The 23137-nt window shown below is 44.1% G+C and carries 16 protein-coding genes; 3 read left to right on the top strand and 13 right to left on the bottom strand.

Going from position 1 to position 23137, the window contains the following annotated elements; translation table 11 throughout:
* Window positions 1-57: 57 nt before the first annotated feature.
* Window positions 58-1548: an MBOAT family O-acyltransferase gene (locus ACE1CD_RS32205; RefSeq protein WP_374827355.1), complete on the top strand. Its 1491-nt coding sequence runs from the start codon at window positions 58-60 to the stop codon at window positions 1546-1548.
* A 69-nt stretch (window positions 1549-1617) separates the two neighbouring features.
* Window positions 1618-2688 (top strand): hypothetical protein, encoded by a 1071-nt coding sequence (locus ACE1CD_RS32210; protein ID WP_374792412.1) that lies wholly within the window; start codon window positions 1618-1620, stop codon window positions 2686-2688.
* A gap of 66 nt (window positions 2689-2754) precedes the next feature.
* Here ACE1CD_RS32210 and ACE1CD_RS32215 read toward each other — a convergent pair whose 3' ends face one another.
* The 13 genes from ACE1CD_RS32215 to btpA all read right to left on the bottom strand — a co-directional run bounded on the left by ACE1CD_RS32215 (window position 2755) and on the right by btpA (window position 21106).
* Window positions 2755-4905, bottom strand: coding sequence for a hypothetical protein (locus ACE1CD_RS32215; protein ID WP_374827356.1), 2151 nt, complete (start codon window positions 4903-4905; stop codon window positions 2755-2757).
* Window positions 4902-5933 (bottom strand): glycosyltransferase family 2 protein, encoded by a 1032-nt coding sequence (locus ACE1CD_RS32220; protein ID WP_374792416.1) that lies wholly within the window; start codon window positions 5931-5933, stop codon window positions 4902-4904. The genes ACE1CD_RS32215 and ACE1CD_RS32220 overlap by 4 nt, the downstream gene beginning before the upstream one ends.
* A gap of 56 nt (window positions 5934-5989) precedes the next feature.
* Window positions 5990-7012: a glycosyltransferase family 2 protein gene (locus ACE1CD_RS32225; RefSeq protein ID WP_374827358.1), complete on the bottom strand. Its 1023-nt coding sequence runs from the start codon at window positions 7010-7012 to the stop codon at window positions 5990-5992.
* Window positions 7013-7044: 32 nt separating this feature from the next.
* The gene (locus ACE1CD_RS32230) at window positions 7045-8343 is read right to left on the bottom strand and encodes a lipopolysaccharide biosynthesis protein (RefSeq protein ID WP_374792420.1); all 1299 of its coding nucleotides are present in this window, start codon (window positions 8341-8343) and stop codon (window positions 7045-7047) included.
* Window positions 8344-8379: 36 nt separating this feature from the next.
* Window positions 8380-9372 carry a glycosyltransferase family 2 protein gene (locus ACE1CD_RS32235; RefSeq protein ID WP_374827359.1) on the bottom strand — a complete coding sequence of 331 codons (993 nt, stop codon included), beginning with the start codon at window positions 9370-9372 and terminating at the stop codon, window positions 8380-8382.
* Window positions 9373-9408: 36 nt separating this feature from the next.
* Window positions 9409-10746, bottom strand: a complete 1338-nt coding sequence (locus ACE1CD_RS32240) for an O-antigen ligase family protein (protein ID WP_374827360.1) — start codon at window positions 10744-10746, stop codon at window positions 9409-9411.
* 213 nt (window positions 10747-10959) lie between these two features.
* On the bottom strand, window positions 10960-11703 hold the full coding sequence (locus ACE1CD_RS32245) for an acyltransferase (protein ID WP_374827361.1): 744 nt from the start codon (window positions 11701-11703) through the stop codon (window positions 10960-10962).
* Between the two features lie 72 nt (window positions 11704-11775).
* The gene (locus ACE1CD_RS32250; protein WP_374827362.1) at window positions 11776-13194 is read right to left on the bottom strand and encodes a glycosyltransferase; all 1419 of its coding nucleotides are present in this window, start codon (window positions 13192-13194) and stop codon (window positions 11776-11778) included.
* A gap of 111 nt (window positions 13195-13305) precedes the next feature.
* Entirely contained in the window at window positions 13306-14967 is a 1662-nt protein-coding gene (locus ACE1CD_RS32255) for an alkaline phosphatase family protein (protein ID WP_374827363.1), read from the bottom strand.
* A 334-nt stretch (window positions 14968-15301) separates the two neighbouring features.
* Window positions 15302-16792: a GumC family protein gene (locus tag ACE1CD_RS32260; protein WP_374827364.1), complete on the bottom strand. Its 1491-nt coding sequence runs from the start codon at window positions 16790-16792 to the stop codon at window positions 15302-15304.
* 206 nt (window positions 16793-16998) lie between these two features.
* A complete protein-coding gene (locus tag ACE1CD_RS32265) occupies window positions 16999-18666 on the bottom strand; it encodes an alkaline phosphatase family protein (RefSeq protein WP_374792434.1) in 1668 nt (555 codons plus the stop codon).
* 530 nt (window positions 18667-19196) lie between these two features.
* Window positions 19197-20150: a vitamin K epoxide reductase family protein gene (locus ACE1CD_RS32270; protein ID WP_374792436.1), complete on the bottom strand. Its 954-nt coding sequence runs from the start codon at window positions 20148-20150 to the stop codon at window positions 19197-19199.
* A 101-nt stretch (window positions 20151-20251) separates the two neighbouring features.
* Window positions 20252-21106 (bottom strand): photosystem I biogenesis protein BtpA, encoded by an 855-nt coding sequence (gene btpA / locus ACE1CD_RS32275; protein ID WP_190468475.1) that lies wholly within the window; start codon window positions 21104-21106, stop codon window positions 20252-20254.
* A 664-nt stretch (window positions 21107-21770) separates the two neighbouring features.
* Between btpA and rimO the strand changes: the two genes are divergently transcribed.
* The gene (rimO, locus tag ACE1CD_RS32280; protein ID WP_374827365.1) at window positions 21771-23102 is read left to right on the top strand and encodes a 30S ribosomal protein S12 methylthiotransferase RimO; all 1332 of its coding nucleotides are present in this window, start codon (window positions 21771-21773) and stop codon (window positions 23100-23102) included.
* The last annotated feature ends 35 nt before the right edge of the window (window positions 23103-23137 follow it).

Below are 23137 nucleotides of genomic sequence, written 5' to 3' on the forward strand. Positions count from 1 at the left end.
ATAACGGTATTAATTTTTTTTATAACGGCGAAACGAAACACTGTTAATAATCACAAGATGGCGATTTTATGGCTGGTTGCCGCTTCCTTCTTTTTCTATGCTTGGTGGAATCCAGCCAACTTGCAATTGCTGATATTTTCGATATTATTCAACTATGCTATCGGCTATTGTTTAAGAAATAATCTGGATATCAAAATCAATAAAAAGTTGCTATTGGCTGGAGGAATTGCGGTCAATATAGCTCTGATTGGATATTTTAAATATGCCAATTTTTTCGCCGATAGTGTTAATCAAATCATCGGGACTAACTTTAAACTAGATCCGATTGTCTTGCCTCTAGCGATATCATTTTTCACATTTGTACAAATTACTTATCTAGTGGACGCTTACCGAGGAGAAACTAAGGAAGATTCATTTTTTAATTACTGCCTTTTCGTTACATTTTTTCCCCATCTGATCGCCGGCCCGATTGTCCATCACAAAGACCTGATGCCCCAGTTTTCTAATAAATCAATTTATAGGTTTAAAGGTGAATATTTGGCTGTAGGGCTGACAATTTTCTTTATGGGGCTGTTTAAAAAAGTTGTCTTTGCCGATCGCATTGCTGTCTACGCTACTCCAGTTTTCGACGCCGCCGCTCAAGGTGTACCTCTGACATTTTTTGAAGCTTGGGCTGGAGTGCTGGCTTATACATTGCAGCTTTACTTCGATTTTTCAGGCTATTCAGATATGGCGATCGGTGCTGCTTATCTGTTTGGGATCAAGCTACCGCTCAACTTTGATTCGCCTTACAAAGCTGTCAATATCATCGATTTTTGGCGGCGGTGGCACATCACTTTGTCTAATTTCTTGCGAGATTATCTTTATATTTCTTTAGGGGGAAATCGCAAGGGAAAATTTCGGCAATATTTAAATCTAACGATCACGATGCTGCTTGGTGGTCTTTGGCACGGTGCTGGTTGGACTTTTGTCCTTTGGGGTGGTTTACACGGAATTTATCTAGTTATTAACCATCAGTGGCGATCGTTCCGTCGCAGCTTGGGTCACGATCTCAACAAGACTCACTGGTTTACGCAAGGAATAAGCTGGCTTGTCACTTTTTTAGCCGTGGTAGTGTCGTGGGTTTTATTTAGGGCAAAAACTCTGGGTGCAGCAACTGCAATTTTAGGCGCAATGATCGGTGGGAATGGAATATCGCTGCCTAGACCTTTGGTAGCAAAATTAGGATTTTTGGAAAGCTTTAGTATGATTAAGTTTAATGGGCTTACGGATACGGTTGATTTACCAGTAGGTTATGTAATCTGCGGAATTGCTTGTCTGTTGTTCATTACTTGGTTTACTCCCAATACTCAGCAGTGGATGGGCAAGTACAATCCCATCACTATAAAGCAAGCTACAGAAAATGCTTCTTTAAGTTGGCGCGATCGCCTCTGGAAAAAGTTACAATGGCAACCCAACCAAATATGGGCGCTGACTGGTACTATTGTGACTGTAATTTCGCTTCTCAGCCTTACACGAGTCAGCGAGTTTTTATATTTTCAGTTCTGAACAGTCAAGCATAAACTCTTGACTCTATTTCCAGCCATAATAAGCTTTGAGTTGCAGCCACAATGATATTTGCCAGAAAAAAGTAAAGTGCAAGACACTTGCTGCCAAAATATCTTTCTTTATGCTTGGAGTACAAAAATGTTCAAATTCTACTTGAAAACATATTTTCTTGTATCAACTACGATTTTATTGATGGCGGGCTTAATTAATTGGGCTGTCGATCCTTTGTGGTATGGAAAAGGAAATCGGATAACGGGAAGAAACTTTTCGTTTAATGAGCGCGTTTCCAAAACTAACTTTTTATTGCAGAGCCAACCGCAAAATTATGATTGTTTAATCTTAGGCAGTTCCAGAGTAACTTTATTGAAAGCTTCCTCATTTCATAAGCATCGCTGTTTTAATTATTCGTTCAGCGCAGGCAGGATTGAAGAGTTTGTGGAATATGCCAAATATGCCAAGTCAAAAGGGCTTAACCCTAAAAAAGTTTATGTTGGGGTCGATGCCTTCAATTTTGATAAAGCAACTCCTCCTCTTGTCGGTGTAGCAGAAATACACCCTCAACCTGTATATCAGGCTTACTTTTCATTAGATGTGTTGCTATTTTCGGCTAGAACAATTCTAGGATTTTCTCCAGACCCGAGATATTACAATCAAAATTTTGAGAGTGAGGTGATTGAAAATACGCCAAAATATAAGCCGGAACTTTACGATCGGGAAAAACCGAGTAGTTGTAATGCTGCCAAGATAGAAGAATATAAAAAATTGAGAAATGTATTTCCTGATGCTGAGTTTGTTGGTTATGTGCCTCCTATATCAGCGTGGAATGTTGTCAATGAAACTTATGGTCGTGGCTTGACAGATTGCGAATTGCAATCTTTCTATAAAGTTTCTAAGATTTTTGGTACTATGTATGATTTTTCAGTGCCTTCGGCTGTGACGGCAGAAGCTAAAAATACCTATGATGGTAGCCACTTCTATCCAGAAATTCAAAATAAAGTCACGGAAGTTCTGCAAGGAAAAACTTCAAACTTCGGTATTCGGATAGATAAATATAGTTTGGCCGAGTATCGGCAGTTTTATAAGATGAGGATCGCAGAATTTTTAAAGAAACAAGGACAGGGAAAACGTTGGCAAGGATAGTAAACCTAGAAACCCGGTTTCTTCAAGAAACCGGGTTTCTCTGTATCTCACTAAACTTGCCGCTATTCACTTCGAGTAGTAATAAATTCCCCTGCCACCAGTGCCAATAAAAACCAATCCGAACTGCTGTTTGCTGGCTGCCATCACTTGGGGATTGTTACCGATCGGCTGGTGGCGATCGCCTATATTCGTCCACGTCTTGCCGCGATCCAGAGAACGAAAAATACCCTCACCCATTCTGGCAATTTTCCCATACAAATAAAGTGCTGGAATTGTGCTTCCCTCTTGCGGTTTGCCAAACGCAAACAGATAAGCTTTTTCTACTCCAGAAATTTTGGAAAAACTTTTGCCAGCATCTGTCGATCGATAAAGTCCCTTCTCATCCAAACTAACCCAAACTTCACCTTTCACCCCCGGCATTGTTTTTAAAGAATGCCACCTATTTTCCCCAACGAGCGGTTTGTATACCACGCTAAAAGATGCGCCTTTGTCGGTGCTGCGATATACGCTATCATTCCAGTAGTAATAAAACGTATTGCCATCCACCGTATCCGCCGCCAGCGACTGCGACCAATTCCAAGGCCCACGAGGGCCATTTGGTAATCCAGAAACAGGTTGCCAGGTAGCGCCGCCATCGATTGTGCGGATAGCTTGACCGCCGCTGATAGTCACCACAAAAACATTCGGATCGGTCGCGGACATGGCTACCCGCATCGGCATTTTATTAGTTGGAAATGAGCCAAATTTCTGCCAGGTTAAACCTCCATCTGTAGAGGTAGTTCCTGAATAAGAATTATTCCAACGATTGCCGCCAACGCGCACTACTTTTAACGGATCTTTTTCGTTGTAAGCAATGCTGTAAGTATCCTGAAAATCGGGGCCGTTACCGCCGAATGTTTTGTCCGGATAACTAGCCAATCCATTGTTATGGTAGAAACCGTCTACATCGGCCAAACCGCTGAGCAACAACGCTCCCTTTGGCGGTGAAACTAAAGCAAATGTGACAATTTCTTCGTGTCCTTTTTGATAGTTAGTCCAAACGACTGGGTTTGTTTTGAGATCGTCGGTGCGCCAGATACCGTACCAATCTGTCAGCCAAACTCTGCCTGTAACTTTGGGGTCAAATTCGATCGCAGATATCCACGCCTGCGATCGCATAATTTTCGTCCACCAAGGAACAGTGCTGTCGATCGTGCGCTTTACGGGTATCCACGTACTTCCAGCATCTACACTTCGGTAGATTTTCGTAGATGGCGACTCTCCCAAAGCGACTACTATCTCATCAGGATTCGCTGGGTTGACGCTCAACCCATTAAACATGGCTTGCGAGTTCTCCGGGGTAATATTGCTCCAAACCCCATTCGCATACTTAGTCACCCCTGGCCCCTTGCCACTGGTAACGTACAGCGTACCGTTGCGACCCGTCGCCATGCGCCTGGGCCACTGCGGACTTCCCTCTATTTTGCGCCAGGTCACCCCCGTATCAGTGGATTTGTATATCCCATCTCCGTAAGCAACGGCGTAAACTAAACCGGGCATCTGTTTGTCGAATAAAATAGCTGTAATGCCAATATCTTTTTTGGGCGTTCCGGGAAAAGAAGTAACTTTACTCCAAGTTCTGCCAGCATTTGATGATTTCCACAATCCATTCTGTCGAGAACCAAATAAAATAACGTTGGTATTAAATAAATTAACAGCTAATCTTTCACCTACCCATCGTTTATCTTGGTTACCACCCATTGGCAAATCTATGTTTAATTTAGTCCAAGTTTGACCTTTATCTGTAGATTTAAAAATCGTCCCAGGCTTATCCCAAACATAGGTGCCTGCTGCTATATAAACGATATTGGGATTTTTTGGATCGAAAGCTAATGCTTCTCCTCCATAATAATGACGTTGGGAAAGTGGAAAGCGATCGGTTAGCGGCATCCAGCTTTGACTTTGTGAATTCCAACGATAGAAACCGCCGACATCGGTTTTGATGTAAACAAGGTCTTTTTCTAAAGGATGCAGGTAGATACCGGTAACGTAACCACCTCCCCCCAGCGCTACGTTATTCCATCCTTGAGAGGTAGCTGTTTGCTGAGTAGCCAAAACAGATACTTCTGGCTGATTAAAGGTAGAATTAACGATACTGGAACTTTTAATTGGCTGACATCCGATGACGGCAGCTAGGGAAACGATCGCAATCGGAACTGTACGCTTTATCCATCTCATACCAACTGACCGGACTGTTCTTGGAGAATCTGGCGTCTTTGATTGCTTCCTCTCCTCTTTGCGGCGAAACTATTGATTTGAGAGTAAACAGATGAAGGTAAAAGCCAGAGCAAATAAGCAGCTAACCCGGTTAAAATAGTGCGACGCGGTTCTTGCAATAAGATGCGCCAGTAGGTAGACAAAGCTCGATTAATTAATTGTACGGCTGCTTCACCAGCCTGCATCCGCACTGCACTTCTTGCTAAATAACGCAGTTGGTATGCTCTCGCCATACTTTCCCAAGGTTCGACTTTTTCTGCTGCATAAGAGCGAGTCTTTTCAAACACCTTTTCCCAAGACTCGAATTGTTTGAGAAAGTTGGCAGAAAGACTGGCAGTATTCACCCGATAAAGAGTCAAAACATCGGGAATACCTGCAATTTTCCAACGTGTTTGGATCGCGATGCGTAGCCAAAACTCTATATCTTCTGATTGACGAAAGCGATCGTCAAAATAAAAATCTTCCACACTACCGTACAGATTATCTTGAAAGCGAATTGCTTCAAAAACCTCGCGTCGAATTACCGCCGCCGAACCATTCCCAATGGGGCTACCGCGCAGCAAACAAGGCACATCGATATCTTTAAGCTGGGGCATTGTATAAGTGCCTAACTCGTTTCCCGCTTCATCGATAAAAGCAGAACGATTGAAGCTAATACCTACATCTGGTGAAGTTTCGAGATGAGCGATATTTTTTTCTAGCATTTCGGGTAACCACAGGTCATCCCCATCCAGAAATGCCAAATATGCCCCTTGAGCGTTGCGGATACCTGTGTTTCTCGCCCCAGCCAAGCCGCGATTTTTTTGGCTAATAATCTTAATCCTGGGATCGGTGAATTGCTGACAAATTTCGACGCTGCGATCGGGCGAACCATCATCAACAATCAACAACTCAAAATTTTCGTAAGTTTGATTGAGAACCGACTGTACGGCAACAGCGATGTATTTTTCGACATTGTAAGTCGGGATAATGACAGAAACTTTTTTCATTGCAGTCACAGTTTAATTATCTTGCTTTTCAACTAACACTCAAATTTTGAGTAAATTTATCTGGGTTGTTCTTGCAGAATGCGACGTTTTTGTGCAGCGCCTGTAATTTTTAAAGCAATCTCCTCAATTTGTCGGTAAAAAGATTGAGGGAAAAGGCAAAGTGAATAAGCTGCACCCAAAGTCAACAATGTACGACGCGGTTCTTCTATAAAAATGCGCCAGTGGGTAGCTAAAGCACGGTGAGCTAATTCTACAGCAGCTTTGCCGTTTCGCAAACTTACCGATCGGCGAGCTAAAAACCGCAACTCATAAGCTCTAGCTCGATTTGCACATCTTTCTACCAGTTCGGGAGCGTAGGCGCGAGTTTTTTCAATTACTTTTTCCAAATCTTCCAATTGTTTGGATATATTGGTTGAAGCTCCCTTTAAATTTACCCTGTATAGTGTAAGAGCTTCGGGAATTCCTTCTACTTCCCAGTTGGTTTTGAGAGCAATGCGAAGCCAGCATTCTACATCTTCAAAATGGTGCAATCGCGGATCGAAATAACAAGGTTCTGCTTTACCGGAAAAGCTATCTTCAAACTTAATAGATTTAAGAACTTCTCGGCGAATTACTGGTGCTGAACCATTGCCGATCGGATTGCGGCAAAATATCAAATCGGGAGTAATTTCGTTGAGCTTGGGCATTTGGTACAGATTTAACGGCTTACCCGTTTCATCGATAAAAGCCGATCGACTAAAACTGACTCCTACATTGGGAAAGTTTTCCAAATGAAGAATGTGCTTTTCTAGTTTTTCTGGCAACCAAAGGTCATCGCCATCCAGAAATGCCAGGTATTCGCCTTGAGCGTAACGAATCCCGGTATTTCTCGCCGCAGATACTCCCTGATTCTCCTGACGAATGATTTTAAGGCGCGGATCTGTAAATTTCTGACAAATTTCGATGCTGCGATCGGGAGAACCGTCATCAACGATCAGTAACTCAAAATTTTTATAAGTTTGTGCCAAGACAGATTGCACTGTCGCCGCTATGTACTTCTCGACTTTGTAAACTGGAATAACTACAGAAACTGTTTTCATTTTTTTAACCTAATTTTTTCAAGTTTTACACTTCAGTTAATTTCTTTTACGGGTGCGCTTCTCTTGGCACCAAAGACGTATCGCCCAGCCCAAATCACGAAGAAAGGCATGAATATCGCATGGGTTACTAAAACGCTGATAGCAACTCCTAAAGCTTGCCATTTAACTCCAATTAGCAACCCAATCGCAAAAATCATCGTGAATAGAAGATTGCCTTGCAAGCTTAAGTTAGGTTTATCGATCGCTGCGAAAAGGTTAGTAGCAGCTAGGAAAAAAGGACGAGGTATTGCGGATAAGCAAATTATTATCAAAATAGGAATTGCAACTACCCATTTTTGGCCAAAGATTATAGGTACGTATATGGGAGCCAAGCTAGATTGCAACAATACTAAGGGAAACATGATGGAAGCGATCGTTTTGAGACCGCTCAAATACCTTCTCTCGAACTCTACCCAGTTAGACCTTACGGCACAAATGTGGGGATACAATGCTGTGGTAATCGATTGGATGACACTTAAACTAATTCCTAAACCTGCATTAAAGGCAAAGAAATATATTCCCAGTTCTTTCACTCCTAAAAATCGACCGATGATTAAATAATCTAGATTGTTTCTTAAAGTTGCTAACATTCCTATCCCAATAAAGTTGACGCCGAACTTAAAAATTTCCCACCATCTTTCCGTGGTAAAACCTTTAGTGCGACGCCAAGGATGGTTGTATATACATACGATCGCATCTATAGGAGCAGCGATAATCCTGGGCAGTACGATCGCCCACATCCCCAAGCCCATCAGTGCAAATATTGCCGTTAAAATATTGCCTACTGCTAATTGAATCGTACCGCTTATTGCTGTGATTTTTAGCCGATTTTCCCTTTGGATAAGAGCTGCTTGTATTCTGCCTATAGGAGTAATTAAATAAACAATTCCCATCGAACAAATTGGCCATATCAGTTGATTGTCATGATAAAACCAAGCAACAGGAAAAGCGACAATACACTGAATAAAAAATACACCAAAACAAACAAGCCAATTTAACCAGTATGCCCCGTTGCATATGGATTCCAATTTGTCTTTATCGGCTTGGATAACTTTACCGGCAATCCCAATTCTAGTTAAGACTTGCGTAAACTCATAAACTGTTAAAACCAAAGCTGCTAACCCATAGTCATAAGGAGATAAACAGCGAGCCAAAATGATAGTTGTTGCTAACCGAAAAACGCGATTAATTAATTCTGCACCGCCCAACCAACCAAGATTGCGAATAAAATCGCTATTCAGCTTAGTTTTGAGCTTACCGAGCGGTTTAGTCAATCTTGCGGTCAAAGTCATAGTTGCACCTAGAATCGTATTTGGCCAGGAAAAAAACTATACTAAATCTTGATTGCCTAGTTTAAAACGTTTGGTCGCCGAGTCAGGCAATAATTTCCCAAGAAATTGGGTAAAGTTAACAGAAAAATTATAGGGAAGCAGTCGCATTAATCCTATTTTCACCACTAAACGCAGAGTCTGGCGGTCTAGTAAAATCTTTGGATAGGATCGCATCGCCTTTTGCAATTTCTGACTGGCCAGTTTTACTCCTTTATCATCCTGAACGTGAGCTATACATAGCTGCGCCAGGAAGCGATAAGTAGTTGCCAAACTACGCTTTTTAAGATATTGCATATCTGGTGGTGCAGCCTGAAATGCTCTTTCCGTCACCGTAAGTATGTATTTTTCCATGACATCAACTTTAGATGTCATCGACTGGGAAGACCGACGGTAAAGAATTTGGTATTTAGGAACCAAAACAAAAGGACACAGAGCTGCTAAACGTATGTAATAATCCCAATCTTCAGCAGATTTAAGAGTTGGGTCAAACTTTCCTGCTTTCTCAATAAATTGCCTGCGAGCGAGGATATTAGAACCGCTGGAAATAAAATTTCTAATTAGCAATTCGGGATAAACATTTCCTTCGTAATAAAGCGGTGACCACGCATATAAAAATTCGCTTTTTTCGTTTATAAAAGCAGTCCAACTGTAAACTACTCCTGCTTCGGGATGCTGTTGCAAAGCGGCTAGCTGTAACTCCAACTTATCCGGTGTCCACAAGTCATCTGCATCGACGAAAGTGATGTATTCTCCAGTAGCGCGATCGATCCCGCGATTGCGAGCAATTGGCAATCCACCATTCTCATAAGAAAAAACTTTCAGCCGCGAATCTTCTATTTTACTCAACAGTTCTACAGTTGAGTCAGTCGAACCGTCATTGATGACGATCGCTTCAAAATCTGAGAAAGTTTGTTGCTGTAATGACTGAATAGTTTCTAAAATGGTTTTCTCAGCATTGTAAGCGGGAATAATCACAGATACAACTGGCATATACACATCCTCCTTCGCGAGCGAAAATTTTTTGACTTATGACAATATATTGAAACTAACTTTTTCTTTGAAAGCTATCCCCATAATTACCAAAGCAGGCCAATAAACATAGATTAGAGACTCTATATTTTCAGCAAAAGAGTAGAAGAATAAAACTAAAACTACACCTAACGCTATCTTAGCGATATCGCTTTTCTGAGCCTTGATAAAAAACTCAATAAAAGTCCATGTTAGAGGAATTGCAAAAGCGATCAGACCTACGATCCCATTAGTGAATAAAAGTCCAAACCAAGCATGGTGCGAGCCGATCGGTTTGCCTGTTGTAACGGGTGGCCCTTTTGGTTCGGCAACTCCATGTCCCCAAATCGGTGCTTCGGTCTCCCAACGATACATAGCTAAATTAGCCAAAATTTCTCTAACTTTTGAAGACCCCGCTCTCTGACCGTCAAACTGTGCTTTAAAATCTTTAGCCCAATTAATTATTTGCAGGCCGAAAAGACCGGCTAAGAAGCTGATTATTCCTGTTCCCAGTTGTACGAGCGGACGACTGAAATACCCTAAAACAAAGTTTACTACTGGAAGAATGAGAAGACATAGTATACCCAACCGAGAAGCCGAACCCCAAACCATAGCAGCAGCGCCAATAATACCAATCCATCGCCACTTTTTGCTAGCTTCTTTATAAGTAAGAAAGAAATATAGATCGCCTACCAGTCCCAGAGCAGGAGCCCAAGGAGTAAATAGATATAATCGGGCTTGGTGAGTTTCTCCATCAACGCCATACAGGTATACATTGTAATATTCAGCACCAACTCCTCCTAGTTTAAAAAGAGGAGAAACGTATAATAAAGATTTTAAATGGATGAGACTTGCTACATAACAAATGGGTATAAAAATTAAACTTTGCAGACAAACGATACAGATAGCTCTATAAATTAATTGCGGTCTGATCTTGAGGCATCCTATTAAAGGGAACAAGGCAAAAAGAGCCCAAGTTCTGACAAAAAAATTGATACTTGATTTAATAGTTTTAAAAAGGCTCATATCGAAGTCCAGATGAGCCGCAACTAAAGCCACTTCCATAAATAGCATACAAATAATCCATACCCAAATACCAATTGGTATGGTAATTCTTTCTTCCGGTGGAGTGTCTTCGGTTTGATTCCAGAGTTTTTTGCACAGGTAAAAGGCTAAGAACCAAGCCAGTCCCGGTGCTAATAAATGTTGGGCTCCAATGAAGTACAGAATGTAGATTCCCGTGATGGAATACCAAACTATTTTTTCTTCAAAATTTTGCGGACAAATCGCCAAAATATTTTGTTCTAGCGCTGACCTTTTATCTGATTTTATATTACCGAAAACAGAATTTATCATAAGTTAAATTTTCAAAATCGGCAATGGTACAGAGTCATAGCAAGCGCAGGGTTTTTAGTTGCTAAATTAACGAATGAAAAAACAAAACAACACCTTTTTTGTATTATAAATCTTTGTTCGATCGCTGCATCTGCCTTGCGGATGATTAGGCGATGCTGTTGTGCGATCGCCTGCTAGCCATTCAACACTATATAATCGCTGCAACCACCTGAATCAAACTAATTTTTCCAGATAGTTCCTTTGCGATTCTATGTCGATGTTGTGAAATTCATTATCTTCAGAATTTCCCGTTTTGTTAGGACTAGCATCGCGCTTACCAACCACCTTAGCAGGCACACCAACTGCAATAGAATAAGGAGGAATATCTTTAGTAACTACCGCTCCCGCACCAATTACGCTACCTCGACTGATCGTCACTCCATCTAACACTTTCACACCACTACCTAACCAACAATCATCCTCAATTACAATGCCCTTGTAAGTGTGTCCTTGCTGTACGATCGGCACAGTCGGATCGGTAAAAACGTGATTGTTAGCAAAAATCCCTACATGAGGTGCGATCAAACAATACTTGCCAATTTTAATATCCCGACCCGTCATACAAGTATAAGGGCCGATCGAAGTGTAATCGCCAATCTCAATATAGCCACTACCGCCCGAATGCAGTTTAATATCAGCCGCACGATTCAGACGTACCCAATCACCAATCCGAATTTTACTATCTCGGCCCACATTTCTGAGCCGAACATAGCGATCGATCTTCACTCCCTCCCCAATTTCAGTACGATCGGCATTGACAAATTCCACACCAGGTTCTATTTGCACAGATTTACCCAAACCTGCCAAAATATTACCGTATAGCATTCTTCGCAAAACTCTACCCGGCTTCAGCGGAATCCATCCTACCAAAGTAGTTATTAAAGCTTCTTGCAAGTAAAGTAACCGTAAATTAGTCACAGAATTTTTCCTGCCCATGATATTGCACCTTTGACTGATATCGACGCTCGAAAACCACCCGAATTATCACTGCTATAGCGGCTGTAATTGCCAACTTGCATCTACATTATAAGCCGCAGATGCAGACCGTTCTGCCAAAATACTTTGATAAAGCGTTAGCGAATCTGCCGCTTCCATACTGATAGTTCGTACAGGTTGAATCCCTTGACGAAGTTTATACAGGAAATCGGGATTTAAAGCTAACTGAGTAAAAGCATCAGCCCAAGCTTTGACATCGCTCGCAGGCACTAACAATCCATCGACGCCATGCTTCACTTTTTCCGCAATTCCTCCTAGTTTGGAACCAACTACAGGAACGCGGTAAGCATGACCTTCCAATACCACCACAGGCCCAGTTTCCAACCATTGTGACGGTACAGTCAGTACATCAAAACCAGACAGCGCCGCACCTAATTCTTCCCGTTTTAACTGTTTGGCTACCCGAATGCGCGGATCGTCGCCAATGCGAGATAAAACTTGTTCTCGATACTCATCATTGCTAGCAACACCGTGAATAATTAATTCGATCGGCACATCAGATGGCAAAGATTTGACTGCTTCTACGATGATATGAATTCCCTTAGTCCGATCCCAGCGACCTAAGAAACCAACTTTTAAAGGTTCTCCAGGTTTTTTGGGCTGCAAAACTGTTTGTTTGTAAGCATCTGCAAAAGATTCTGCAATCCCGTGTCTCAACAAGAAAAGCTTTTCTCTAGGTATACCATTGATCGTCAAAGCTTCGCCAACCCATTCTGACATCACCACAATGCGATCGGCATATTTCGCCATCTCTTGCAAACCCTGCCAACGCGCCGCCGCAAAACCAGGAATCGCCATCGGCTTAAGCAAAGCATTAGCAGTTTTTTCGATCGCTCCCGGCGCTTTCTCCAAACGGCGCATCACCCCTGCTGCTGCTTGACTTACACCCACAGGTAAATAGCTCAAACTTTTCACAACTGAAGCTGGCAGATTTTGGGAAACACCGCAACAATAACCGCACCGCACCGGATCGATTTTGCCATCGCAAGCTTCTTCCCCATTCAACATTAATGTTTGGCGTTGGCAAATTGGCTGAGGCAATCTTACCGATACCGCAGTTCCCATTCCTAATTCTTTAGCCAAACGCAGATGAGGCAAACCGCACTTAGGAGTCCATTGGTGTTGGTGGTAAATATCTGCTTTTTGTTCCTTCAACCAACGAGCGAAATGCTCAAAACCTCCGTGAAGAGATGCACCGTGATTTGGTTCCGGTTTTGGCGTAGGGAATACTGGATAGCGGTAAACTTCTACTCCCTTATAAGTGTAAAAGTCTTCTTTAGGTTCATCACCAGATGCAGCCACCTTGCTCTCTACTCCCATAGCTTGCAGCACGGGCATAATTTCACTCAGGTGGATGTGAATTCCGCCACAACTTTCCGGGAAATAGCGAGCAACTGCTTGAATGGTTTTCATAAATCTAAGATTTTTTCAATTCAACTTTACTGGCAATCTTTTTTAAAGGAAGGGCTTGCGATTTATATTTTGCTCGACAAGCCCCGTTGTTGTGAGTTGAGTTGACTTACATCAAGCAAAAACTTTTACCGACAGTAAAGGTTTCCCATCCATATATTCCGGAATCGGTGCATCCAGCAATTCCAAAATAGTGGGAGCTAAATCTACTGCGTGTCCTTCTTTCAAAGTAGAACCAGCTGCAATTCCAGGCCCCTTCACCGTTACAAATCCTCTCGCACGATGAGCGCCAGTGCGATTGAAAGGAATTGGCCCGATGCGACCGAATTTGGGACTATCTACCACATCTACAGCCCAATCTTCCCACATGACTACTAAGTCTGCATTTGGTAATTTGGGATTGTCATCATAGGGATTTTCGCGAGTACGCACAACACCCTTAACAACTGGCTTGCCGTTTCTAGCATCTTTGAGTTGATGCAGTTGTTCGATCAACTCATCGCAGACAGCCTTATATTCAGAAGCAGAAACAACACCTTGAGATTCCCTTCCTTGTACGTTGAGGCGGATATAACCATCAGAGAAACCGGGGATATAAAATGCTTTCATCTGCGGCCAGTATGGTTGATACCACTTGGATGGGTGCCAGCTAAACAACTCAGTTTGAGGAGAACCAGTCAGTTTGGCTAGTTTCTGGTAAAGTTTGCTCAGATATGGCTTGAAGCGACCGGGCAATGCTGGTTCTACAAAGCGCAAGAATCGGGCTACCGGGTCTGGGTCGTTCTTGAAAGCGTGCAGCTGTTTGTACCAGCTTTCTTTGATATTTTTAGGTGTCAGGGGCGCAGGCGGTGTCATTCCCATTTCTTGCGACTTCAGCAAGGATTTGCCGGGGAAACTAAACCGATAGAGGAATTCCGGTAGGACGACCATGCTCAGTAAATCTGCGGAGTTCGTACCCTGACCGTGAGCGGAAAAGACCATGATGTGGGCATCTTCTGGAGCTTCCGCTAAGATTTCTCCCAGAGACTCGTCTACAGATTCAAAGTATTCGAGCAGGGGATCTTTGCCGGGAGTGGCGGTGTACTTGTAAAGCGGGTGATCTTTTTGGCCCAGATGCCAGAAGTAGTGCTGGAAGGTATGGGTTTCGCCAATTACGGTCAAGAACAAATTCCAAGGTTCCCGATTCAGCAAGTCTTTGGTAATGGCTGTCCGACGCTGGAGTCCGAGTTCCATTTCTCGCTTTAGTTTGGCTACCGATGCTGGGTTGTACCAATCGGAGCGATCGTTATGATGGAATGTATCGGCTGGATGGTCTCCGTATTTCCCGATCAGTTCCTCAAGTAATCCTTCCGGTTGAGAACCGCGATCGATCATCGGAGCGTGAGCGCCCCAAGCTAATGCTTGTAAGCCATTTACTCGATCGGAAATTGTCGTCTGAGGTACATCGAATACTGCTACTCGATACTTATCTCCCAGCGCATAAAATGGGGAAATTTCTCGATAATCGTAGGCTCCATGTGCGCCCAAAGTTTTTGTTTGATAGGTTTTTGGATTAAACTCGAATTTAGACCAATAACCTGTTTTGAACGGAAGACAGCCTGTTAAAAAGTTCGTCCAAGCGGATTCGCCTTTGTAATAATCCATGTTTTTCAGGCGTCCGTAAGTTCCTTGCTCTATCAGCTTGCGAAGGTTTTTCAGATGCCCCTGAGCCATCCATTCTTCCAACAAAGTAGGCTCGGCTGAATCTAATCCAATAGCAATAACGCGGTTTTTCACAATCTACTCCTACTTCAATCTATGTGTTTATAAATTTCCAGCAAGTCGATAAATCAATAAATTTTAGGAACAATCTTGCCTATAAGCTTTTGATGCTCCCTTGACGATTTCCCCTGCTTACTACTTTCTGCGGGAAATTGCGTAACTAAAAACCGATGTTAGTCAATACGTGAAAATACTGCAATCACTTAAGGGTGTTCTTTACATATTCTTTAAAAAAGTCCCTAGTTTGTGATTTAATTGCTAAGTTTGCGTCAAAATTTTCATACAAATGCAGGGAGGGGGAGAGGGCTGAGCGGCTGGAAATAGGGAAAATTTTGACTTTTGACTTTTTCTAGCCCCTCTTGCCATTACTGCTATTACCCTTACTGGCAAGCTCCAAAACCTCCGGTACGGTCGTCAGTATGTGCGTAGTTTCCGAGGGTATAGAGTCAACTCGTTTGGCCGATCGCTTCTGACGTTGCCGCAGCCAAAGCAACACCAGTCCGTTCGTGCAAAAAACCGAACCTAAAGCCGCACCAGCCAAAACAAATATCTTCTTCGGGCTAGCCGCCACCTGCGGTAAGCTCGGCTCGGAGAAAACTTGAATTTGAGGATAAGCCGCAGAAACAGTAGATTTACCGAGATCTAACCGAGCGAGGGTAGAAGAAAATACGGCTTCGGCAGTTCGCACATCTCGTTCCAGACTTGCCAAAGTAGACTCTTTTTGGGCTAGTGTTTTGAGCCTATTTTCTAAGAGAACGATCTGGCGGTCTAATGCCTGCGCTTGTGCCTGGAAACCTTCTTGTTCTGCTTGCGCTGTCACTAAGTCTTGGGAGAGAGCCGTCTTTGCCGAGGTAGATTGCGTATTATTCAGGTTGAGTTGGTTTAGCTCTACCAAACTGACCGATCGCCCTAAAAGAGTACTAGCGCGATTCAGCAACGCTGCTTGTGCCGCATCGCGCTTCGCCATTTCGTCAATTACGGCTGGATGGTTAGGCAAAAATTTGGCGTTCAAACTGATTAAAGCTGCATTAGACGCGCTGTAATCTTGCAGCGACTTTAAAATTACCGGGTCTGTCTGGAGACTAAAAGCATCTCCCGCTTGCTTTGCAGACAAATTTAAATTGGCAGTTAGCTGGGCAGCACGCGCATTAGCTTGTTGCTGTTGAGCGATCGCCTCGGATCTCTGTTTGCGTAGCTGTTCGATCGTATTTGTTAACTCTTTAATTTGATCGGCAGAATTTAAAATTGAATTAGCTTTGTATTCTGAAAGCCTTTGCTGCGCTGCTTTCAGCTTATTTTCCGATAACAGGAGCGTGTTTTTTAAGAGTTCATCCTGTTGATCGACCTGTTTATTTCTTAGCTCTATAATCTTCGTTTGCAGTGCTTTCAGGAGAGCCGAGGTTTTTTGTTGAGCTTGTGCGGGACTGTCCCCAGACAACTCAACCTTCATAATCGTGGTATTTGCTATTGTTGTTACTCGCGGTTGACCAAACTCAGACCCTGACATATTCATATCTTTCGTTGCTTCCTTCATCACCTCTCTACTTGTGAGCAAAAATTTATAGTTTTCTCTGGGGTCTTGAGAAGATATTAGATACGGAGATTCGCTAGAAGCAGATGCTTGCCCGATCCCCGGTACGGTAACATTAGTAGACGAGTTGGCCACGGGCAAACTGATTGCAAAATCACTCGTATAGCTTGGCGATTTAACTTTTAAATAAACTAATGCTAAGCCCCAAATGGCAGCATTAATAGCTATACCCGCTGCTAAGTAAAACGGCCAAGTAGGTTGCACCGCTGACTTGGAAGAGGATTGAGGAATAGTGAGTAACTGTGTCATCACTAAATTGTGAGCCTCGATTGTAGAACTTGGCTTAGGCAGATATTTTATATGGTGTTTGCGCTAAGCTTACATCGGTCTATGGAATGAGATGCGATCGCAGGCACACTTTTGATTGTGTTTGAGCGGATGCGATCGCGAACTCGTATCCAGATTACAGGCAGAGCAAAATTCAAGAAGTTCGAGTTACACTACTCCAGCCAAATTTATGCTACCGATGCAGTAACCGCTCTCCGCAGCATCGGCTTGCCCTCAAAATGTTGAGGAATACTGGCACCCATCAAATCTAAAATAGTGGGAGCCAAATCCAGAGCGTGACCGATCGACAGCTCGGAACCAGCAGCAATATCAGGCCCCTGAGCCAGCAAAAATCCCCTAGCCCGATGACTGCCGGTACGATGAAAAGGCACAGGCCCAATCCGTCCGAAATCGGCACTATCTACCACATCAGTGGTGCAGTCATCTTGCCAAATCACTACCAAGTCAGCATCAGGCAGTTTGGGGTCGCAATCGCTAGCACTTTGCCGAGTCCGCATAATTTTTTGCACCATCGGCTGACCGCTGCGACCATCTTTGAGACGATAAAGTACCTCGCAGATTTCATCGCAAACAGCATTATATTCAGATGGTGTTACTATTCCATTCGGTTCGCGTCCCTGTAAATTGATCCGGACATACCCTTCCGAATAGCTGGGTAGCGCAAAAGCTTTCATTTCCGACCAGAAAGGTCTGTACCAAAGCGCCGGTTGAAAATATTGCGGTTCCGACTGCTCGATCAACTCGAAAGGCGAAACTAAATCCGGTTGTTGGCGAAGACCGAAAAATGACTCCAAGCGGTTAAATACTTTCAGAGGCAAATTCGCTCTCAAAAACATTTTCCACGGCGAGTCATATTTTAAATTCCAAAGCGTTCTCAGCCAGCACTTCTGGGCACGTTTGCTAATAATTGGCGCTCCCGGATTTGTTCCCGCTTTACCTCGCGCCAGCCCAAATTTTCCTGGAAAACTGTAGCGATACATCAGTTCCGGCAAAAATACCATGCTAGGCAGATCCATAACATTGGCACCCATGCCGTGAGCGGCAAAAACTACCACATTAGCGTTTTTTGGTGCCTTGCTGACAATATCGCCGATCGCATTATCTATAGCTTCAAATATTTCCAGTAGAGCGTCACCTTTGTACTGAGATCCCACAGATTCATAGAGAGGATGATCCGTCGTCGGACTCAAATGCCACAGATAATGTCCCGCCGAATGAGTTTCCCCAAAAATAGTCAAAAATAAATCCCAGTCCTCCCGTTGCAGCAAATCCTGACAAATCTCAGCACGCCTTTTAATACCGACTTCCATATCTTTCTTGAGACGGATAAGAGCTTCTACATCCAGCGTGTTGGCATTATCTTTGTTGAGGGTAGGATGTTCGCCGTACTTACCAATCAGCTCGTCTAAGAGTTCGGGCGGTTGAGAATGACTGGGAGTTAGAGGAGAGTGCGCTCCCCAAGCTAAAACCTGTATACCTTTCGCTTCCTGAGCAAGGGTAGACTGAGGCATATCGAAGACAGCTACCCGGTACTTTTCCCCCAAGGCATAGAATGGTCGGAACTCGCCAAAATCGTAGGCGTTAACTTCTTCGACATCATAGCTGCCTTCGCGAAGTTTCACCGGTGCCCAATACCCTGTTTTCTCCGGCGAACAACCGGTGAGAAACGTTGTCCAGGGAGTTTCTGCCCTGTAGTAATCGAAAGTATCTAAATGAGTATATGCTCCCTGTTCCCGCAAGCGACGCAGATTTTTGAGATGCCCCTGAGACATCCAGTATTCGATCGTCACTGGGTCTGCTGCGTCCAATCCAATAGCAATAACCGGGCGTTTCATAGTTCTACTGAAGAAAGATCTCGACTGGAATTGTTACTTTTGTGATGTTAGGCGTAAACATTTTGTCATCTAGGTTAGTTTGCTACTAAGTATTCTTTTGGAAATTACGTAAGTAGTAGCAAGCTTGATTAAGTAAATCTTCGGTAATAATAACTAACACTCAGAAAATCTGGCTATCGCTTATAAGTGCCTTTACTGAATCTTTATATTGATGCGTGTTTTTCGGTGAACTTGTTAAGTTGCGATGAAGCAACTGACGTAGTTTAGGTACGTGAAATTTTCGCGGTAACTTATAGCTATGGCGTCAGGGCTAGGAGAAGAAGACGCTACAATCAAAGCTTTGGTGAAATTAAGAACGTTCGTTACGCCTTAGCGGTTGCGATAAATAAGGAAAAGCTGGATACACCTCAATACGGTTCGGTTACGTATCATACGTAACAACCTTGGATTACCCCCAGCCTAAAAAATAACTCCCACAGCGATCAGCCGTAGGAGTCTCAAAACCTAGAAAAACTGCTGCTTTTGTCTATTTAGCGTCCTGGAAGCAAGTTTTTGAAGTTACGCGGCCCTTTATAGCCGGTTAGGTCGGCAAGTTTATTCAAATCTTGTACTCCCTCATAGAACTGACCCTTAATTTCCCAAGTTGGATAACCTTTAATACCAGCCGATTGGCACAGCTGTGGCCGAGGGTTTTTGCCTTTGGGGTCGCACTCAACATAATCTAATTCAGCCGCAGCTTCCTTGCCAAACAATTCTTTTTGTTCGTGGCAGTGAGGACACCAGTAAGCGCCATATTCTTTTACCCCTGCTTCTTTGAGGTAACGCGCTAAAGCGATTTCTGCTGGGCCAGAAGAGTTTTTAATTGGAAAACCAACTTGTGCGCCACCATCGGCGGTAACATCCCCACTTCCAGCAGGTGCCTTGGCACTGGCATAAACGCCTAGCGTACTAATTAGTGCTATCATCCCCACGACAATGCCGATAAAAAACAGTTGGCCTAAGTCTTCCCAAGTGTGGCCTAAGAGGATAATTACAAATAGAGCAATTGAGAATATCGTTGAGGCCAGACAGTACAGACAAAAAGCCTTAATCTCAAAAGCCATTAAATAAAAGAGATAGCCGCTGAAAAACAGCATAGCGGTTCCACCCGCAAATAGCCCCAGCCATGTCCATTTTTCTACCTGAGAGCGCAGACCTTTCTGTTCTTGTGGATTGAGCGGCAGGGGCGCTATTGCCAGAGCGCCCATCCCAGCGTAGGCTAGGAAACCAAACACGGATAGGGGAATGCCAAAAACTTTGGCATACTCGCTTCGCAGGACAGCTTCGCAGTTAATTGCACCAGATGTGGGGCACAAAGCTTCTTTGATTACTCCCCACTCAACCAAAGTTAAATAGGTTGTGTCTAAGATACCTAAAACGGCGATCGCTGCAATCAGGATACGAGACCAGCGATGAATCCAAGGGGTTGAACGTCGGCGAGTCATAAAATTATCAACTTTTGCTATCTCATCTGCATCTGGCTGTTAGTTTGCCAAAAATCGCAATTCCATTCTGACTCATGCTGCCCCAAGCCAGCCGATGTGAGTTATTTCTGTGAATGCAGTTTAACCGAGGTGGAAGGCTGCGGCTGAGATTTAAGCGATATACTCCTTCGCGCTGCTTCCACAAATTGGCTGACGCGAATCGGATCGATCGGCTGATCCCGGCGTCCGTGTCGCTTCAGCGAACTGGAAACGATCGCGCCATCAGCCGCCTGCATCAAAGTAGAAATATTTTCCCAGTTGGCACCGCTACCGATAAACACCGGCGTTCCGTTTGCTGCCGCTCTTGCCAGTTCCAGATCTTCTAAACTGGGAGGGCTACCTGTGGCCCAACCTGACAAAATTACCGCATCGGCTAAACCCCGTTCGATCGTATCTTGCACCGCAACCGTAAGATTGGGAGAACCGAGAGGTCGTGCGTGCTTTACCAATACATCTGCCAAAATTTTGATATCGCTGCCTAACTCACGCCGATAGCGCAGCAATTGATGTGCCTGTCCTTCAATCAATCCTTGGTCGGTAGCCATCACGCCGGTCAGTACGTTGACGCGGATAAACTGAGCTCTCACACAAGATGCGATCGCCATACTACTGCGAGCGTCGTTACGTAAAACGTTGATTCCGATCGGCACCGTTATCAAATTCATCAGTCGATCGACGATCAGCGTCATCGCACTCACCACCGCTGGGTCTACCTGCCCGTTTGTAAACGGCGCATCGAAAAAGTTCTCTACCATAATGCCATCGACGCCTCCAGAAGCTAAGGCCGTTGCCTCTTGCTCGGCGCGATCGATCGCGGCTTTTAGGCTACCCCCCCAGCGGGCCGATGTGGGTAGCGGCAATAAATGAACGACTCCAATAATAGGATGTAGCGTTTTGAAAATCTGTTTTAAGTCCACCTGATTTACTATTCCGACTCACCGGCAAAGTCAGTCTACCCTTCCCAGCACATTCGAGTACTTTCGTCAACTATTTACCCAAATTTATCTACCAAATCAAAATGGCAGAAATTCGGTGCAGGAGGGCGACTCAAGGAACCTGCGCTCTGAGTAGATTCCTTTTACCGATCTTAACAGGGTTGATGTCCTTCCCACTCCAAGCCCGACTGGAATATATCTTTCCCTCTGGCATCACAATTGCACTGGAGGAGTGGGGGAGTGGGGGAGTGGGGGAGTGGGGGAGTGGGGGAGCAGAAGAATTAATATTTCCCCTCTTCCCTCTTCCCTCTTCCCCGACGCCCTAACCCCTAACCCCTAACCCCTAACCCCTAACCCCTAACCCCTAACCCCTAAAAAAAAATTTGTTTAGATATGTTGAGATTGTTAATTTTGCGTTATGATTCAAATTACTGACACGGTGCGATTGCTCTAAGGCGTAAGCTCACCTTTGAGGTACGCGACGCCTATACGCTTGCTTGGCTTGTTCATTGCAGTAGCGTGTTGAAGAAAGCAATCTATCGCGCCGTTGAAGGTCGCATCAAAGCAATGCCATGCAGTGACTGGAAACTGTAATGGTAGCACAAGGCGACCGATAACGACCTGACAGACCCTTCTCAATTCGCTAATGCCATTTCAAACAGTAGGCCGAAAGCCAACAATTGCCATCTCACATCTGGGTTGTGAAAAAAACCGCATAGACACGGAACATATGCTGGGACTGCTAGTGGAAGCAGGATACCAGGTAGATACCAACGAAGAATTAGCCGATTACGTCATTGTTAACACTTGCAGCTTTATCCAGGCAGCACGAGAAGAATCCGTGCGTACCCTGGTAGAACTAGCAGAAGCTAATAAGAAAATAGTTATAACTGGCTGCATGGCGCAACACTTCCAGGATAAATTACTGGATGAGCTGCCGGAAGCAGTGGCTGTAGTAGGAACCGGTGATTATCACAAAATAGTAGATGTAATTAAACAGGTAGAAGTCGGTCAGCGAGTTAAGCAGATTTCTGCACAACCGACTTATATCGCAGACGAAACGACGCCTCGCTACCGCACCACCCCAGAAGCAGTAGCTTACCTGCGCGTATCGGAAGGCTGCGATTACCGTTGTGCTTTTTGCATCATTCCCCATCTGCGGGGCAAGCAGCGATCGCGCTCGATCGAATCCATAGTTAAAGAAGCGGAAAACCTAGCCGCCGAAGGTGTAAAGGAAATTATTTTGATTTCCCAAATCACAACAAACTATGGTATAGATATATACGGTGAACCGAAGCTAGCCGAACTGCTGCGGGCTCTCGGTAAAGTCGATATCCCTTGGATTAGGATGCACTATGCCTATCCTACGGGCCTGACACCCACCGTAATCCAGGCAATGCAAGAAACGCCTAACATTCTGCCATACCTGGATCTGCCATTGCAGCACTCCCATCCGGAAATACTCCGGGCAATGAACCGTCCGTGGCAAGGTCGCGTAAACGATAAAATAATTGATACAATAAAAGAGGCTTTGCCAGAGGCAACCCTACGTACCACATTTATCGTGGGTTACCCAGGAGAAACAGACGAACAATTCGAGCATTTGGTGCAGTTCGTCCAGCGCCACGAGTTTGACCATGTAGGAGTGTTTACGTTTTCTCCAGAGGAGGAAACCGCTGCATACAGTTTGCCGAATCAATTACCCCAATCTGTGATGGATGAGCGTCGCAACATTTTGATGCAAGTCCAGCAACCGATCTCCCTGCACAAAAATAAAGCAGAAGTAGGGAAGGTAGTCGATGTCCTAATCGAACAGGAAAACCCAGAGACAGGGGAATTAGTAGGACGTTCGGGTAGGTTTTCACCGGAAGTGGATGGATTGGTCTACGTCAAAGGTCATGCACACTTGGGCACTATCGTCCCAGTAGCAATCCGAGACGCAGATGTCTATGACCTCTACGGTCAAACACTTAGCTAATCGGGAATGGGAAATGGGGAATAGGAATACGATCG

The organism is Aerosakkonema sp. BLCC-F183, assembly GCF_041929145.1.
Lineage (GTDB): Bacteria > Cyanobacteriota > Cyanobacteriia > Cyanobacteriales > Aerosakkonemataceae > Aerosakkonema.

Excerpts from the sequence above, each read along its gene's own strand:
- ACE1CD_RS32250 (WP_374827362.1), bottom strand. The coding sequence starts at position 13,194 with ATGAAAACCATTCAAGCAGTTGCTCGCTATTTCCCGGAAAGTTGTGGC.
- ACE1CD_RS32240 (WP_374827360.1), bottom strand. The coding sequence starts at position 10,746 with ATGATAAATTCTGTTTTCGGTAATATAAAATCAGATAAAAGGTCAGCG.
- ACE1CD_RS32230 (WP_374792420.1), bottom strand. The coding sequence starts at position 8,343 with ATGACTTTGACCGCAAGATTGACTAAACCGCTCGGTAAGCTCAAAACT.
- ACE1CD_RS32260 (WP_374827364.1), bottom strand. The coding sequence starts at position 16,792 with ATGACACAGTTACTCACTATTCCTCAATCCTCTTCCAAGTCAGCGGTG.
- ACE1CD_RS32215 (WP_374827356.1), bottom strand. The coding sequence starts at position 4,905 with ATGAGATGGATAAAGCGTACAGTTCCGATTGCGATCGTTTCCCTAGCT.
- ACE1CD_RS32265 (WP_374792434.1), bottom strand. The coding sequence starts at position 18,666 with ATGAAACGCCCGGTTATTGCTATTGGATTGGACGCAGCAGACCCAGTG.
- ACE1CD_RS32205 (WP_374827355.1), top strand. The coding sequence starts at position 58 with ATGGCGATTTTATGGCTGGTTGCCGCTTCCTTCTTTTTCTATGCTTGG.
- ACE1CD_RS32225 (WP_374827358.1), bottom strand. The coding sequence starts at position 7,012 with ATGAAAACAGTTTCTGTAGTTATTCCAGTTTACAAAGTCGAGAAGTAC.
- ACE1CD_RS32270 (WP_374792436.1), bottom strand. The coding sequence starts at position 20,150 with ATGACTCGCCGACGTTCAACCCCTTGGATTCATCGCTGGTCTCGTATC.
- ACE1CD_RS32235 (WP_374827359.1), bottom strand. The coding sequence starts at position 9,372 with ATGCCAGTTGTATCTGTGATTATTCCCGCTTACAATGCTGAGAAAACC.
- rimO (WP_374827365.1), top strand. The coding sequence starts at position 21,771 with ATGCCATTTCAAACAGTAGGCCGAAAGCCAACAATTGCCATCTCACAT.
- ACE1CD_RS32220 (WP_374792416.1), bottom strand. The coding sequence starts at position 5,933 with ATGAAAAAAGTTTCTGTCATTATCCCGACTTACAATGTCGAAAAATAC.